Here is a 15,524-nt window from a genome sequence, read left to right as displayed (position 1 = left end):
ATCCTGTGCCATCGACACCTGTCACGCATCTGTGGTCGCCACCTCAGACATCTGTATGAAGAGGGGCCCGGGATGGGTGAGAATGGCGGGGTGAAAGGCGATTACCAGGACCTGGTCGACGAGATCTCGGCGCTGCTCGGCGCCCCGGCGACCCTCGAGAACCGCGACTTCCGGCTCATCGCCTTCGGCGCCCAGGCCAGCGCCGACGACGACGCCGACGGTTTCGACGAGGCGGCGCTCGACCCGGTGCGCACGCGCTCGATCCTGACGCGCGGCTCGACCTCCGCGGTCCGCTCCTGGTTCGAGGGCTTCGGCATCGCGAGCGCCAAGGAGCCGGTCCGGATCCCGGCGACCCCGGAGGCCGGCGTCTACCGCGGCCGCATCTGTCTGCCCGTACGCCATCACGGCTTCGTCCTCGGCTACGTATGGCTGCTCGACGACGATCCGGGTCCCACGCAGGAGCAGCTCGATGCCGCGATGGAGGTGACGGGACGGATCGGTGCGCAGCTCGCCGACGAGGCGCAGGCGGGCGCGGACCTGACCCGCGAGTTCCACTCCGTGCTCACGGCGGAGCGGGGCTGGCAGCGGGACATGGCGGTCGCGGCGCTGCGCACGGCGCTCGGCAGCCGGGCGCCGGGGCTGCACACCGTGGTGTGCGTGGCGCCGTGGCCCTCGGCGGACCCGGACGACGCCCCGTCCGTCCGTACGATCCCGGCGGCGGACGCGCTGTGCACGGTGCCGTGGGGGGTGACGGGCCAGTGCCTGGCGCTCCTTGTGCGGCTGCGTTCGCGCGAGGCCCTGGCGTCCGCGCTGACGGCGGCGGCGAAACTGCGCGCGCGTGCGGGCTCCCCGGTGGCGGCGGGCGTCGGCGCCGCGCGCGACGACCTCGCCGAACTGGCCACGGCCTGGCAGGAGGCGACGGCCGCGGCGCGCGCGGCGCTGGCCGATCCGCGCCTCGGCCCCGACGCGCAGTGGTCGTCGATCGGCCCGTACCGGCTGCTCACCGCCCTGCCCGCGGAGGCCGCGCACGACCCCGCGGTCGCACCCCTGCTCTCCCCCGCGCACCGCCAACTGGCGCGCACCGCCGAGGTGTTCCTCGACTGCGCGGGCCAGGCGGGCCGCACGGCCGCCGCCCTCGGCATCCACCGGCAGACCCTGTACTACCGTCTGTCGCGCGTGGAGCAGCTCACCGGCCTCGACCTGGACGAGGGCGAGGACCGGCTGCTGCTGCACATGGGCCTGAAGGCGTCACGCCTGTGACAGCTCGAACAGCTGCCGCAGCCCCTCGGTGAGCTGACCGGCGGACGGCGACGTCTCCGCGTCGAAGGTGTACTGGGCGACGAGCCCGAGGAACAGCACCGACAGGAGCGCGCCGAGCGTCGCCACCTTCGGGTCGTCGGCCGGCGGCTCCTCCCCCGTGATCATTCCGATGAAGCCGCGCCCGGCCTCCGCCTGGGCCTGCACCAGGTACTCGTGCAGGGCGGGCATCTTGTCGCCCAGCGTCAGCAGCTCGATGCTCAGGTGCCACATGGAGTCCGGCTTGCCGAGGCCGACGACGACGTTCTCCATCAGGGCGTGGAAGCGGTCCAGCGAGCCCGGCGCGCCCGCCAGTTCGTCCGGCTCGCCCCAGTCGAGCGACGCCCCTTCGATCAGGGCCACATACGCCTGCGCGAGCAGGGTGTCCTTCGATCCGTAGTGGTAACCGATGGAGGCCAGATTGGCCCCCGACGCCTTGACGACGTCGCGCGCCGTCGTGCGCGCGAACCCCTTCTCCATCAGGCAGCGCTTGGCGCCTTCGAGCAGATCCTCACGATGTCCCATGGCCCCACCCTAACCGGAATTCAGACGCACGTCTTATACGCCCGTACTAGACAAGCGTTTAAGACGCTCGTACAGTTCCTGGCATGACGAACCCGACGAGCACCACCCCACCCGCCGCCTCCCTTGCCGGGCGCCGCGAGTGGACCGCCCTGGGCGTGCTGATGCTTCCGCTGCTCCTGGTCTCGATGGACGTCTCCGTCCTCTACTTCGCGATCCCCGAGATCAGCGCCGACCTGAAGCCGAGCGGCGCCCAGCAGCTGTGGATCTTCGACATCTACGCGTTCGTGCTCGCCGGCCTGCTGATGACGATGGGCTCGCTCGGCGACCGCATCGGCCGCCGCAAGCTGCTCCTGTTCGGCGCCGGCGCCTTCGGCGGGGCCTCGCTCCTGGCCGCGTACGCCAACAGCGCCGAGACGCTCATCGCCGCCCGCGCGCTCCTCGGGGTGGGCGGCGCGACGCTCATGCCGTCGACCATGGCGCTCGTACGCACGATGTTCACGGACGCCGGGCAGCGCGCGAAGGCGATCGGCCTGTGGTCGGCGGTCATGACCGGCGGCGTCGCGCTCGGTTCGGTGATGAGCGGGGTCCTCGTCGAGTATTTCTGGTGGGGCTCGGTCTTCCTGGTCAACCTGCCCGCGATGGTGCTGCTCCTGGCTCTCGGCCCGGTCCTGCTGCCGGAGTCCAGGAACCCGGAGCCCGGCCGCTTCGACCTGCTCAGCGTGCCGCTGTCGATGGCGGCCGTGCTGCCGGTGATCTACGGCATCAAGGAGATCCCGTCCGAGGGCTGGAACGTGCGCTACGTCGTCTCGATCACGGTCGGCCTGCTGTTCGCCGCCCTCTTCGTGCACCGCCAGCGCACCGCGAAGTCCCCGCTCATCTCCCCCGCCCTGTTCCGCGGCCGCGGCTTCGCCCCCGCCGTCGTCCTCAACCTCGTCTCCTCGTTCGGCATGATGGGCTCGGCGTACTTCACCACGCAGTACCTCCAGTCCGTGCTCGGCAAGAGCTCGATGTCGGCCGCGCTCTGGGCGCTGCTTCCGACGGTCCTGGTCGGTGTCGCGGCGCCCGTCGCCGCACGGCTCGTCGAGAAGGGCGTGCACCGCGCCCACGTGGTGGCCGGCGGATTCACCGTCGCCGCCTGCGGATACGGCCTGCTGACCCTCGCGGGCACCGACTCGCTGTGGCTCGTCCTGGCCGGCGCGGGCGTCCTCGCCGCCGGAATCGTCACCGTGATGTCCCAGATGATGGACCTGGCGCTCGGCACCGTCCCGGTCGCCAACTCGGGCTCCGCCGCGTCCCTGTTGGAGACGGGAGCCGAGTTCGGCGGCGCCCTCGGCATGGCTGTCCTCGGCTCCATCGGCACGGCCGTCTACCGCCATGGAGTGCCTGCCGACGCCCCGGCCACGGCCCACGAAACGCTGGGCGGCGCCCTCGCGGTCGCCGGGGAACTGCCGGGCGCGGCGGGCCGGGCCCTGACGAGCGCGGCACGGGAGGCCTTCACCAACGGCATGCAGGCGGCGGCGATCGCCGGGGCCGTCCTGCTCCTGGCCGCCGCGGTCCTCTCCGTGGCGACCCTGCGCAAGGTGGTGGTGCGTGAGGCCGCGGAGTGCCCCGAGGACGCGGCGCAGGGCGAGAAGGCGAGCGTCTGACAGCCCGTGACCGAACCCCCGTCGACGCCTCGGGCGGCCGACGGGGGTTCTTTCACGGGCTCAGGCAACGCGGGCCGCCCCGGGCGACTCCGGCCGGTCCGAGCGGCGCCCGCAGGCTTCCGCCGGTCAGGACGGACCGCGCCAGGACCACACCGGGCCACACCACGACCGTGCCAGGATGGCCCCGTGGCTCAGACATTCGATACGCCGTTCATCGGCCGGGCGGACGAACTCGCCCGGCTCAACGGCGTCCTGGAGCGGGCCGCGGCCGGCGACCCGCGCGCCGTCCTGGTCGCAGGGGATGCCGGCGTCGGCAAGACCCGGGCGCTGACGGAGGCCGCGGCGCACGCCGCCGCCACCGGCCTGACCGTCCTGACCGGGCACTGCGTGGACGTCGGCGACGTGGGCCTGCCCTACCTCCCGTTCACGGAGATCCTCGGCGCGGCGGCCGCCGACGACCGGCTCGCCCCGGCCTTCGCCGCGTACCCCGCGGTGGACCGGCTCATCGGCGCGACCCCGGGCTCGGGCCCCGCCCCCGACCCCGGCAGCCGCCTCCAGCTCTTCGAGGGCGTCGCCTCGCTCCTCGCCGACCTGGCCGAGCTGACCCCGCTGCTCCTCGTCGTCGAGGACCTCCACTGGGCCGACCAGTCCTCCCGCGACCTGCTCCGCTTCCTGCTCAGTCGGGGCGTCCTGCAACGGCCCGCGCCGGGCGGCCCGCCCCGCCGCCTCGCGGTCTTCGCCTCCTATCGCGCGGACGACCTGCACCGCCGCCACCCCCTGCGGCCGCTGCTCGCCGAGCTGATCAGGCTGCCCTCCGTCGACCGCCTCGACCTGCGCCCGATGGCCGACGCGGACATGGCCCGGCTCGTCCGCGCGCGCCGCACGGGCCCCGTGCCGGACAGCACGGTCCGCCGCATCGTCGACCGCGCCGAGGGGAACGCCTTCTACGCCGAGGAGTTGCTCGCCGCGCTGCCCGGCGACGTGGACGGCGCCGACTCCCCCGCCATGCCGAACGACCTCGGCGGCCTCGCCGATGTGCTGCTCATCCGCGTCGAGCAGCTCACCGAGACCGCCCAGCGGGTCCTGCGCACGGCGGCCGTCGCGGGCCGCCGGGTCGGGCACGAGCCGTTGCTGGCCGCCGTGCAACTGCCCGAGGAGGAGCTGGAGTCGGCGCTGCGCGAGGCCGTCGAACGCCTGCTCCTCGTGCCGGGCGACGACGCGACGTACTCGTTCCGGCACGCCCTCATCCGCGAGGCCGTGTACGCGGACCTGCTGCCCGGCGAACGGGTCCGGCTGCACGGACGTTTCGCCGCGCTCCTCGCGGGCGAGAACCGGTCACCGCAGACCGCGGCGGAGCGCGCCCACCACTCGCGCGAGAGCCACGACCTGGCCGACGCCCTCGCGGCCTCCCTGGAGGCGGCCGACCACGCCCAGCGCGTCGGCGCGCCCGCCGAGGAGCTGCGGCACCTGGAGACCGCGCTCGAACTCCATGCCGTCGTCGACGCGTCCGCCCGTCCCGAGGCCGGCGCCCCGGCCATCCTCACGCTGCGCGCCTCGGCCGCCGCCGCCCGCGCGGGCGACCCGCATCGCGCGGTCCAGCTCACCCGCTCCGCGCTCGCCCGGGAAGGATCCGACGCCGACTCCGAACTCGCGGCGCGCGTGCGCTACACCCTCGCGGGCAACCTGATCCGGATCGACCACCTGGAAGCGGCGTTCACGTACAGCAGCGAGGCGCTGGCGCTGATCCCGGCCGAGCCGCCCTCGGGCACCTGGGTGTGGGCCGCCGCGACCCACGTCCTGGCCGCGCGCCATGTGGGCCGCGACGAGGACGCCGAGCGGGTCGCCCGGCAGGCGCTCGCCATCGCCGAACGGCTCGAACTGCCCGACGCCCAAGCCGACTTGACGATCTCACTGGTCGGCCTGGAGACGCACAACCGGCGTACGCCGCAGGGCCGCGACCGGCTGGTCGGGGCCCGCGAGCTGGCCGGCGCCGCCGGCAACCTTCCCGTGGAGATGCGGGCGCTCTACAACCTCGCCATCGGCTGCTACGAGTCCGGCGACCTGGACGCGTGCCTGCCCTGGCTCGCCGAGGGCATCGCCATCGCCCGCCGCGCGGGCCTCCTCACCTCGCCGTACGCCCTGGAGCTGCGCTACTTGCAGTCGCTGCTGCTCTACACGCTGGGCCGCTGGGACGAGTGCGCGCGGGCGGCGGCCGCCGACACCGAACTGCTGCCGCCCGCAGGCGGGTTCGCGATCGCGCCGGCCCTGTACGTGGCCCTGGCCCGCGGCGAGTACGACGCGGCCGTCACCGGGGCGCGGGGGCTGCTCGAGCACCACTTCGACTGGATGGCGGCGCTCGTCACCGCGATCGTGCTGACCGACGCGGCGGCCCTGCGCGGGGACGCGGAGGGCTGTGTACGCCAGCTGCACGCCTCGGTCGAGTCGCTCACCGAGGTCTCGGGCGGCGCGCGGCCCGACGCCGTCGTGCGACTCGCCGCGCTGGCGCTCGCGGCCGTCGCGGACGCGGCGGAGGACGCCCGCCTGTCCGGCGACGCGGCGGGCGCGGACCGCTGGGCGGGAACCGCCGCCGAGCTGGTGGAGCTGGCCCGCGAAACGGCGGCCCGCGGCGAGGACGGCACGGAGCAGGGCCCTGAGGGCCTGGCCTGGCTGGCCCGCGCCGAGGCCGAACTGACGCGCGCCGCGACCGGCCCCGACGTCGCCGCCTGGGAGCGGGCCGTGACGGCGTTCGACTACGGCGAGCCTTACGAACTGGCCCGCTGCCAACGGCGGTTGGCCGAGGCCCTGCTCACCTCCGACCGCCGCGAGGAGGCCGCCGAGCAGGCGACCGCGGCCCGCGACACCGCCGTACGACTCGGTGCCGAGCCGCTGCGCGAGGCCCTGGACGCCCTGATCCGGCGGGGCCGCCTCGCCGACGCCCCGGCCGCCGACGAGCGGATCGCCGCGCTGACCGCCCGGGAGAGCGACGTGCTGCGGCTGCTCGGCCGGGGCCGCACCAACCGCCAGATCGGCGAGGAGCTGTTCATCAGCGGCAAGACCGCGAGCGTCCACGTCTCGAACATCCTCGCAAAGCTCGGCGCCACGAGCCGCACCGAGGCCGTCGGCATCGCCTACCGCGAGGGCCTGATCGAACCGGAGACGAGCACCTCCGGCTGAGTGCCCACGAGAACGCCCGAGGGCCGGGTCACCCATCGATGACCCGGCCCTCGGTTCAGCTGTGGCGGTGCGCCATCGGCCCTCAGACGAGGTTGACGGAGCGCGCCGACGTGGCGCCGATCTCGGCGGCCAGCTCGTTCAGGACCGACTGCGGCACGGTGTCGTCCACGGTGAGGACCGCGAGGGCCTCGCCGCCGACGTCGGCGCGCGAGACCTGCATGCCGCCAATGTTGATGCCGGCCTCGCCGAGGACGCGGCCCACGGTGCCGACGACGCCGGGACGGTCCTCGTAGCGCAGAACGACCATGTGGTCGGCGAGCGCGAGATCCACGTCGTACTCGCCCACCGCGACGATCTTCTGCAGGTGCTTCGGGCCGGCGAGCGTGCCGGAGACCGAGACCTCCTGGCCGTCACCGAGGGTGCCGCGCACCGTGACGACGTTGCGGTGCTCGTGCGACTCGGAGGACGTCGTGAGGCGGACCTCGACGCCGCGCTCCTGCGCGAACAGCGGGGCGTTGACGTAGGAGACCGTCTCGTCGACGACGTCCTCGAACACGCCCTTGAGCGCGGAGAGTTCGAGCACCTTCACGTCGTGCTGGGTGATCTCGCCGTAGACCTCGACGTCGAGGCGGACCGCGACCTCGCCCGCGAGCGCGGTAAAGATCCGGCCGAGGCGCTCGGCGAGCGGCAGGCCCGGCTTGACGTCCTCGGCGATGACGCCGCCCTGGACGTTCACGGCGTCCGGCACGAGCTCGCCGGAGAGCGCGAGGCGCACCGACTTGGCGACGGCGACACCGGCCTTCTCCTGCGCCTCGTCCGTGGAGGCGCCGAGGTGCGGGGTGCAGACGACCTGGTCGAACTGGAACAGCGGGGAGTCCGTGCAGGGCTCCTTCGCGTACACGTCGAGGCCGGCGCCCGCGACGCGGCCCTCCTTGATCGCCGAGTACAGCGCCTCCTCGTCGACGATCCCGCCGCGCGCGGCGTTGACGATCCGCACGTTCGGCTTGACCTTGTGGAGCGCCTCGTCGCCGATCAGGCCCAGCGTCTCGGGGGTCTTCGGGAGGTGGACGGTGATGAAGTCGGAGACCTCGAGCAGCTCGTCGAGGGTCAGCACCTTCACGCCCATCTGCGCGGCGCGCGCGGGCTGCACGTACGGGTCGTACGCGACGACCTTCATGCCGAAGGCGGACATGCGCTGCGCGACGAGCGCGCCGATGCGGCCGAGGCCGACGACACCCAGCGTCTTCTCGGCGAGCTCGACGCCCGTGTACTTGCTGCGCTTCCACTCGCCGCCCTTGAGGGCCTGCGAGCCCTGCGGGATGTTGCGCGCGGTGGCGATGAGGAGGCCGCAGGCCAGCTCGGCGGCGGTCACGATGTTGGAGGTCGGGGCGTTCACGACCATCACGCCGGCCTTGGTGGCGGCGGAGACGTCGACGTTGTCGAGGCCGACGCCGGCCCGCGCGACGACCTTCAGCTTCTTCGCGGCGGCGATCGCCTCGGCGTCGACCTTGGTGGCCGAGCGGATCAGGATCGCGTCGACGTCGGCGATCGCGGGCAGCAGCGCCGCCCGGTCCGCGCCGTTGCACTGGCGGATCTCGAAGTCCGGGCCCAGGGCGTCGACCGTCGCAGGCGACAGCTCTTCGGCGATGAGTACGACGGGTTTGCCGTTGGCAGCAGTGCTCACGTGAGTCCTCACAGGTCCAATGCGGACGGCCGTCCCGACGGCCGCAGGCGGTGGAGGTTCTGGTGCCGCGTGGAAGACGCACGACGCTGTGGGCCCAACGCGAATGTATTCAGCAGTGTAGTGGCGCCGAGGAGGGCGTCTTGCGCCTCCCCGGAAGGATCACCCGTCCGAGGCTGGACACCGTGGACAACAGCGTGGACGGGTGATGAAGAACGGGGTCGCGGCGTGTGCCGCGACCCCGTTCCGTGGAGGCTCAGGCCTCGTCGTCGTTCACCCAGCTCATGAGCTTGCGCAGCTCCTTGCCGGTGGTGGCGAGCAGGCTGTCCTCGTCCTGCTTCTTGTACTCGTTGTACTTCTTCAGACCGCCGTGGTACTCGTCCATCCAGTTCTTGGCGAACGTGCCGTCCTGGATCTCGGCGAGGACCTGCTTCATCTCGGCCTTGGTGGCGTCCGTGATGATCCGCGGGCCGGTGACGTAGTCGCCCCACTCGGCGGTCTCGGAGACCGACCAGCGCATCTTCTCCAGGCCGCCCTCGTACATGAGGTCGACGATGAGCTTCAGCTCGTGCAGGCACTCGAAGTACGCGATCTCCGGCTGGTAGCCGGCCTCGGTCAGCGTCTCGAAGCCCGCCTTGACCAGCGCGGCGGTGCCGCCGCAGAGCACGGCCTGCTCACCGAACAGGTCGGTCTCGGTCTCCTCGGTGAAGGTCGTCTTGATGACGCCGGCGCGGGTGCCGCCGATGCCCTTCGCGTAGGAGAGGGCCAGCTCGAAGCCCTTGCCGGAGGCGTCCTGCTCGACGGCCGCGATGCACGGAACGCCGCGGCCCTCCTCGTACTGGCGGCGCACCAGGTGGCCCGGGCCCTTCGGGGCGACCATGCAGACGTCGACACCCTGCGGCGGCTTGATGAAGCCGTAGCGGATGTTGAGGCCGTGGCCGAAGAACAGCGCGTCGCCGTCCTTCAGGTTCGGGGCGATGGTCTCCTCGTAGACCTGCGCCTGGATCGGGTCCGGGACCAGGATCATGATGACGTCGGCCTCGGCCGCCGCCTCGGACGGGGTGACCACGCGCAGGCCCTGCTCCTCGGCCTTCGCCTTGGACTTCGAGCCCTCGTGCAGACCGACGCGGACGTCGACGCCCGAGTCGCGCAGCGAGAGCGCGTGGGCGTGGCCCTGGGAGCCGTAACCGATCACCGCGACCTTGCGGTTCTGGATGATGGACAGGTCGGCATCGTCGTCGTAGAACAGCTCGGCCACTGGGGTTCTCCTTGGTGTGCTGGTGTTGCGTCCCACCGTACGGCGGGGGGCGGAAGAGAGGTTTTGGGGTCTCGCGATGCGAGCTACGCGGAGCGGTCGAGCGCCCGCAGGCTCCGGTCGGTGATGGAGCGCGAGCCGCGGCCGACCGCGATGGTGCCGGACTGGACGAGCTCCTTGATGCCGAAGGGTTCCAGCATCTTGAGCATCGCCTCCAGCTTGTCACTGGATCCGGTGGCCTCGATGGTGACGGCCTCCGGGGAGACGTCCACCGTCTTGGCGCGGAACAGCTGGACGATCTCGACGATCTGCGAGCGCGTCTCGTTGTCGGCGCGGACCTTGGCGAGCACCAGCTCGCGGGCCACGGCCGAGTCGGGCTCCAGCTCGACGATCTTCAGGACGTTGACCAGCTTGTTGAGCTGCTTCGTGACCTGTTCGAGCGGGAGCGATTCGACATTCACGACGATGGTGATGCGCGAGATGTCGGGGTGCTCGGTGACGCCGACGGCGAGCGAGTCGATGTTGAAGCCGCGGCGCGAGAAGAGGGCGGTGATCCGGGCGAGGACACCGGGCTTGTTCTCGACGAGGACGGAGAGCGTGTGCTTGGACATGGTCTTGGTTCCTTCTCCTGCGGCTCTCAGTCGTCTTCGCTGTCGCCGAAGTCGGGGCGGACGTCCCGGGCGGCCATGATCTCGTCGTTCGAGGTGCCGGCGGCGACCATCGGCCACACCATGGCGTCCTCGTGGACGATGAAGTCGACCACGACCGGGCGGTCGTTGATCGAGTTCGCCTCCTCGATGCACTTGTCGAGGTCCTCGGGGCGCTCACAGCGGATGGCGTAGCAGCCCATGGCCTCGGACAGCTTCACGAAGTCCGGGATACGGGTGCCCTTGTTGGGCGGGGTCTCGCCGTCCGGGCCCGCGTGCAGCACGGTGTTCGAGTAGCGCTGGTTGTAGAACAGCGTCTGCCACTGGCGGACCATCCCGAGGGCGCCGTTGTTGATGATGGCGACCTTGATCGGGATGTTGTTCAGGGCACAGGTGGTCAGCTCCTGATTGGTCATCTGGAAGCAGCCGTCGCCGTCGATCGCCCAGACCGTCTGGCCCGGCGCACCGGCTTTGGCGCCCATCGCGGCGGGGACCGAGTAGCCCATGGTCCCGGCGCCGCCGGAGTTCAGCCAGGTGGCCGGCTTCTCGTACTGGATGTAGTGCGCGGCCCACATCTGGTGCTGGCCGACGCCCGCCGCGAAGATCGTGTTCTCGGGGGCGAGTTGACCGATGCGCTCGATGACCTGCTGCGGGGAGAGCGAGCCGTCCGCGGGCTGGTCGTAGCCGAGCGGGTAGGTGTCGCGCCAGCGGTTCAGGTCGTTCCACCAGGCGCTGTAGTCGCCCGCGTGGCCGTCCGAGTGCTCCTTCTGGACCGCCTGGATCAGGTCGGCGATGACCTCGCGGGCGTCACCGACGATCGGCACGTCGGCGGCGCGGTTCTTGCCGATCTCCGCCGGGTCGATGTCGGCGTGCACGATCTTGGCGAACGGCGCGAAGCTGTCCAGGTTGCCGGTGACGCGGTCGTCGAAGCGGGCTCCGAGGGCGACGATCAGGTCGGCCTTCTGCAGCGCGGTGACGGCGGTGACCGCACCGTGCATGCCCGGCATTCCCACGTGCAGCGGGTGGCTGTCGGGGAATGCGCCGAGCGCCATCAGGGTGGTGGTGACGGGCGCTCCGGTGAGCTCGGCGAGCATCTTGAGCTCGGCGGTGGCCTGCGCCTTGAGGACGCCGCCACCGACGTAGAGGACGGGCCGCTTCGCGTTCGTGATCAGCTTCGCGGCCTCGCGGATCTGCTTGGCGTGCGGCTTGGTCACCGGGCGGTAGCCGGGCAGGTCCTGCTGCGGCGGCCAGGTGAACGTCGTCTGCGCCTGCAGGATGTCCTTCGGGATGTCCACGAGGACCGGGCCGGGACGGCCGGTGGCCGCGATGTGGAACGCCTGCGCGATCGCCTGCGGGATCTCCTCGGCCTTCGTGACCAGGAAGCTGTGCTTGGTGATCGGCATGGTGATGCCGACGATGTCCGCCTCCTGGAAGGCGTCTGTGCCGATCGCCTTGGAGACGACCTGGCCGGTGATCGCGACGAGCGGCACCGAGTCCATCATCGCGTCGGCGATCGGCGTCACAAGGTTGGTCGCGCCCGGACCCGAGGTCGCCATGCAGACGCCGACCTTGCCGGTGGCCTGCGCGTAACCGGTGGCCGCGTGGCCCGCACCCTGCTCGTGACGGACGAGCACGTGGCGCACCCGGCTCGAGTCCATCATCGGGTCGTACGCCGGAAGGATCGTGCCGCCGGGAATGCCGAATACGGTGTCGACCCCGACCTCCTCAAGCGAGCGAATGAGGGACTTCGCACCCGTGACGTGCTCGACGGGGGCGGACTGCTGTCCTCCGGAACGGGGCCGCGGCTGCGGCTGGCTGGCCCCGGTGGCCTGCTCGGTCATCGGCATTCTCTTCTCGATGCTGAGGGTGTTTTGCGAGGGTTCTGCAGGGTCTTACGTCTTTGTCGGGCAGGTGGCGGCGGGTCTGAAGCGGCACCGGTGCAACAAAAAACCCCTCGTGCCGTGAGGCAAGCGAGGGGAGCGCGCCGGGTGCGGTCGCCGGGTTTCCGGTGTCTCTACCGGTGGTCCCAGCTTCAGCCGACGCGCTTTCCAAGTACGAGAATTCGGGTGCGCATGGCACTGACCCTCCCCCCGGCGCGTAGGGCGTGTCAAGTAGGTGGGACGGACGTCTCATTATGTGAGCGCAGTGCCGTGAAGCCCGCGAACACCGGCTCGGCGGGCCCCGCCGGGACGGGGTACTCCCCCGAGGTGAGCGCGCGGCGCAGCCGATACTCGTCCAGCGGCCCGGAGAACGCCATGCCCTGCCCGTGCGTGCACCCCATCGAGCGCAGCGCCGCGACCTGCTCGGGCAGGTCCACGCCGTCCGCCACGGAGTCGAGGCCGAGGTCGCCGGCGATCCGCAGCAGCCCGCTGGTGATCTTGTGCAGCCGCGCGGACTCGACGACGCCCTCGATCAGCGAGCGGTCCAGCTTCAGTACGTCGACGGGGAGACGGCGCAGCGCCGTGATGGCCGCATAGCCGCTGCCGAAGCCGTCCAGCGCGATCCGGACGCCGAGGCGGCGCAGCGCCGTCAGACGCCGCTCCAGCTCGTCCAGCGGGACTCTGGGGTCGCTGTCCGCCAGCTCGATCATGAGCGCGCCCGAGGGCAGCCCGTGTCGCGTGAGGAGCGCTTCTATCGAGGCGAGCGGCATGGAGCGGTCGAGGAGCCGGCGGGCGCTGATCCGCACGGCGACCGGCGTCGCATGCCCGCTGTGACCGCGCTCGGCGGCCTGCTCGACGGCCTCCTCCAGCATCCAGCGGCCGAGCTCCGCAGTGCGCTCGCTGTCGTCGGCCACCCGCAGGAACTCGGCGGGCGTGAACAGGATGCCCTGCGCGCTGCGCCATCTCGCCTGCGCGGCGACCGCCGTGATCCGACCGTCGTCGAGCGACACGATCGGCTGGTGGAGCAGCGCGAACTCGCCCTCGTGCAGCGCCGATCGCAGCCTCGTCGCCAGCTCCGCCTTGCGTACGACATCGGCCTGCATCTGCGGCGCGTACAGCTCGACGCGGCCCTTGCCCGCCGCCTTGGCGCGGTACATCGCCAGGTCGGCGTTGCGCAGCAGCTCGCCCGCCGTGATGTCCGGCTCGGCGAAGGCGACACCGATGGAGGCGGCGACCCGCACCCCGTCGTGCCCCTCGATCGTGTAGGGCTGGGACAGGGTGATTCTGAGGCGGTCGGCCAACTCGTAGATCTGCTGCTCTCTCGCGGTGTGGTCGCGCCCTCCGTCGCCGACGATCAGCGCCGCGAACTCGTCGCCGCCAAGCCGGGCCGCGGTGTCCGAGGCGCGCACGGATTCGGCCAGCCTTCTCGCCGCCTGCACGAGCAGCTCGTCGCCCGCCTGGTGCCCGATCGTGTCGTTGACCTGCTTGAAGCCGTCGAGGTCGATGAAGAGCACGGCGGTGCCCAGATCGCCGGCCCGCCGGCCGGCGAGGGCCTGTCCGACCCGCTTGGTGAACAGCGACCTGTTGGGCAGGTCGGTCAGCGGGTCGTGCTCGGCGTTGTGCTGCAACTGGGCCTGGAGGCGCACCCGTTCGGTCACGTCTCTGCTGTTGAGGATCAGGCCGCCGTGGTGGCGGTTGATCGTCGACTCCACGTTCAGCCAGGTGCCCGTGCCGGACCGGAAGCGGCATTCGATGCGCGTAGTGGGCTCCTCGACCTGGCTCGCGGCGAGGAATCTGCGCACCTCGTGCATCACACGCCCGAGATCCTCGGGGTGGATGATCGACGACAGCTCGGAGCCGACGAGGTCCTCCGCGTCCCGTCCGTAGACGCCCGCGGCGGCCGGGCTGACGTATCTCAGCGTCCCGTTCGGCGCGGCGATCATGATGACGTCGCTGGAGCCCTGGACCAGGGAGCGGAAGTGGTTCTCCTTCTGCGCCAGTTCCTGGGTGAGCGTGATGTTGTCGAGCAGCATGATGCCCTGGCGCATGACGAGCGCCAGGACGACGGTGCAGGCCGTGAAGAGCACGACGCGGTCCACCCTGTGCCCGTTCAGCACGTTGTAGAGGATGCCCAACGTGCAGACGGCGGCGGCCAGATACGGGGTGAGCGCGGCGAGCGAGCCGGAGATGGGCCGCGTATGGCTGACCTGGTAGCGGCCGCCGGGCCCGGGCGGCTGCTCCTCCTCGCGCACCCCGCGCCGCGCCCCCACCCACGGCGCGTACGCCAGCAGCAGCGACCCGGCGAACCAGCCGGCGTCCAGGATCTCGCCCGAGCGGTAACTGGCGTGCAGCAGCGGCGAGGTGAACAGCGCGTCGCACATCACCGTGAGGGCGAGGGCGCCGATCGCGGTGTTCACCGCCGTGCGGTTGCCGGGGGTGCGCCGGAAGTGCAGCGCGAGCACCATGCTGACCAGCGCGATGTCGAGCAGCGGATACGCCAGCGAGAGCGCGGTACGGGTGACGCTCTGGCCCTCGAACTCGGCGGTGTGCGCGAGGGCGAGGCTCCAGGAGAGGGTGACCAGGGAGCCGGCGATGAGCCAGGCGTCGAGCGCGAGGCAGATCCAGCCGGCCTTGGTAACGGGCCGCCGGGCGAGGACGAGCAGGCCGATGATGGCGGGGGGCGCGAAGCAGAGGAAGAACAGATCGGCGAGGCTCGGCGAGGGCACCGGCTCGCGCAGGACGACCTCGTACCAGCCCCACACGCCGTTGCCGAAGCTGGCCATGAGCGAGGAGAACGCGAACAGGAGCCAGGCGGGTCGAAAACGGCTGCGGCTGCGGCGCGCGTACACGAAGTTCGACACCGCGGCGATCGCCGCCGCGAGGCTCAGGCCGAAGTCGCCCATGATCAGGGCGAGTCGGTCGGATCCCCAGCCGAGCGCGGACCCCACCGCGAAGCCGGCGCACAGCAGGGCGAGGAGCAACTGGGCTCCCGACACGCCCCGCTGCGGCACGCGGGCGGGGGCCTGGCCGCCGGAGTACATGGAGGCGCCCAGGGCTGTCGTCGGCGTGGGGTGCGTACTCACCGGGCCGCCCCGGTCCGCCGGGCGGCTCCCGCCTCCGCCTTGGCCCGGCCCGGCTGCTGATGCCTTCTGCGGCCCCCGCGCGGACCCGTCCGATGCACAGGGGCCCTGCGACAGCCGGGACTTCGGCCACGCGTCACCGTCAGGGTCACCGCACAAGACAGCCGTCGGCGGCCCCGCCGCGTCGGATCGTTCGCCCATAGGCCGTGCATCGCCCGTCGCCCCCCTCGCAGTCCGTCACTCTTCCCCGGCGCCGTGTGCTGACACGGCGCTGCCCCAGTCGGGACGATACACCAGTCTCGTCACTCAGGGACATAGTTCCTCTACTCTCCGTGACGAC

9 protein-coding genes are annotated in these 15,524 nt (G+C 71.8%); 3 read left to right on the top strand and 6 right to left on the bottom strand.

The features are described from left to right. Positions 1-72 precede the first annotated feature (72 nt). Complete coding sequence (locus ACIA8D_RS02930) at positions 73-1,260, top strand: PucR family transcriptional regulator (RefSeq protein ID WP_399228138.1); 1,188 nt, start codon at positions 73-75, stop codon at positions 1,258-1,260. Here ACIA8D_RS02930 and ACIA8D_RS02925 read toward each other — a convergent pair. Then, a complete protein-coding gene (locus ACIA8D_RS02925; RefSeq protein WP_399228137.1) occupies positions 1,249-1,821 on the bottom strand; it encodes a TetR/AcrR family transcriptional regulator in 573 nt (190 codons plus the stop codon). The genes ACIA8D_RS02930 and ACIA8D_RS02925 overlap by 12 nt on opposite strands. Before the next feature lie 83 nt (positions 1,822-1,904). On the opposite strand from ACIA8D_RS02925, the gene ACIA8D_RS02920 reads away from it, so the two are divergent. Both ACIA8D_RS02920 and ACIA8D_RS02915 read left to right on the top strand, forming a co-directional pair. Then, positions 1,905-3,467 carry an MFS transporter gene (locus ACIA8D_RS02920; protein WP_399228136.1) on the top strand — a complete coding sequence of 521 codons (1,563 nt, stop codon included), beginning with the start codon at positions 1,905-1,907 and terminating at the stop codon, positions 3,465-3,467. 186 nt (positions 3,468-3,653) lie between these two features. After that, positions 3,654-6,641, top strand: a complete 2,988-nt coding sequence (locus ACIA8D_RS02915; RefSeq protein WP_399228135.1) for an AAA family ATPase — start codon at positions 3,654-3,656, stop codon at positions 6,639-6,641. Positions 6,642-6,723: 82 nt separating this feature from the next. Here the strand turns inward: ACIA8D_RS02915 and serA are convergent, their stop codons facing one another. The 5 genes from serA to ACIA8D_RS02890 all read right to left on the bottom strand — a co-directional run bounded on the left by serA (position 6,724) and on the right by ACIA8D_RS02890 (position 15,145). Further along, entirely contained in the window at positions 6,724-8,325 is a 1,602-nt protein-coding gene (gene serA, locus ACIA8D_RS02910; protein ID WP_399228134.1) for a phosphoglycerate dehydrogenase, read from the bottom strand. 253 nt (positions 8,326-8,578) lie between these two features. Further along, positions 8,579-9,580, bottom strand: coding sequence for a ketol-acid reductoisomerase (gene ilvC, locus ACIA8D_RS02905; RefSeq protein ID WP_399228133.1), 1,002 nt, complete (start codon positions 9,578-9,580; stop codon positions 8,579-8,581). A gap of 83 nt (positions 9,581-9,663) precedes the next feature. Next, positions 9,664-10,188 carry an acetolactate synthase small subunit gene (gene ilvN, locus ACIA8D_RS02900; protein WP_385767107.1) on the bottom strand — a complete coding sequence of 175 codons (525 nt, stop codon included), beginning with the start codon at positions 10,186-10,188 and terminating at the stop codon, positions 9,664-9,666. Between the two features lie 26 nt (positions 10,189-10,214). After that, positions 10,215-12,065: an acetolactate synthase large subunit gene (locus ACIA8D_RS02895; RefSeq protein ID WP_399228132.1), complete on the bottom strand. Its 1,851-nt coding sequence runs from the start codon at positions 12,063-12,065 to the stop codon at positions 10,215-10,217. A gap of 266 nt (positions 12,066-12,331) precedes the next feature. After that, the gene (locus tag ACIA8D_RS02890) at positions 12,332-15,145 is read right to left on the bottom strand and encodes a putative bifunctional diguanylate cyclase/phosphodiesterase (protein WP_399228525.1); all 2,814 of its coding nucleotides are present in this window, start codon (positions 15,143-15,145) and stop codon (positions 12,332-12,334) included. Between the last annotated feature and the right edge of the window lie 379 nt (positions 15,146-15,524).

Origin of the sequence: Streptomyces sp. NPDC051684 (assembly GCF_044453445.1) — a bacterium.
In the GTDB taxonomy this organism is placed as follows: domain Bacteria; phylum Actinomycetota; class Actinomycetes; order Streptomycetales; family Streptomycetaceae; genus Streptomyces.
The sequence above is the reverse complement of the archived record's forward strand: the minus strand, read 5'-3'. Positions and strand labels throughout refer to the sequence as shown.

Excerpts from the sequence above, each read along its gene's own strand:
- ACIA8D_RS02930 (WP_399228138.1), top strand. The coding sequence starts at position 73 with ATGGGTGAGAATGGCGGGGTGAAAGGCGATTACCAGGACCTGGTCGAC.
- ACIA8D_RS02925 (WP_399228137.1), bottom strand. The coding sequence starts at position 1,821 with ATGGGACATCGTGAGGATCTGCTCGAAGGCGCCAAGCGCTGCCTGATG.
- ACIA8D_RS02920 (WP_399228136.1), top strand. The coding sequence starts at position 1,905 with ATGACGAACCCGACGAGCACCACCCCACCCGCCGCCTCCCTTGCCGGG.
- ilvN (WP_385767107.1), bottom strand. The coding sequence starts at position 10,188 with ATGTCCAAGCACACGCTCTCCGTCCTCGTCGAGAACAAGCCCGGTGTC.
- ACIA8D_RS02895 (WP_399228132.1), bottom strand. The coding sequence starts at position 12,065 with ATGACCGAGCAGGCCACCGGGGCCAGCCAGCCGCAGCCGCGGCCCCGT.
- ACIA8D_RS02890 (WP_399228525.1), bottom strand. The coding sequence starts at position 15,145 with ATGTACTCCGGCGGCCAGGCCCCCGCCCGCGTGCCGCAGCGGGGCGTG.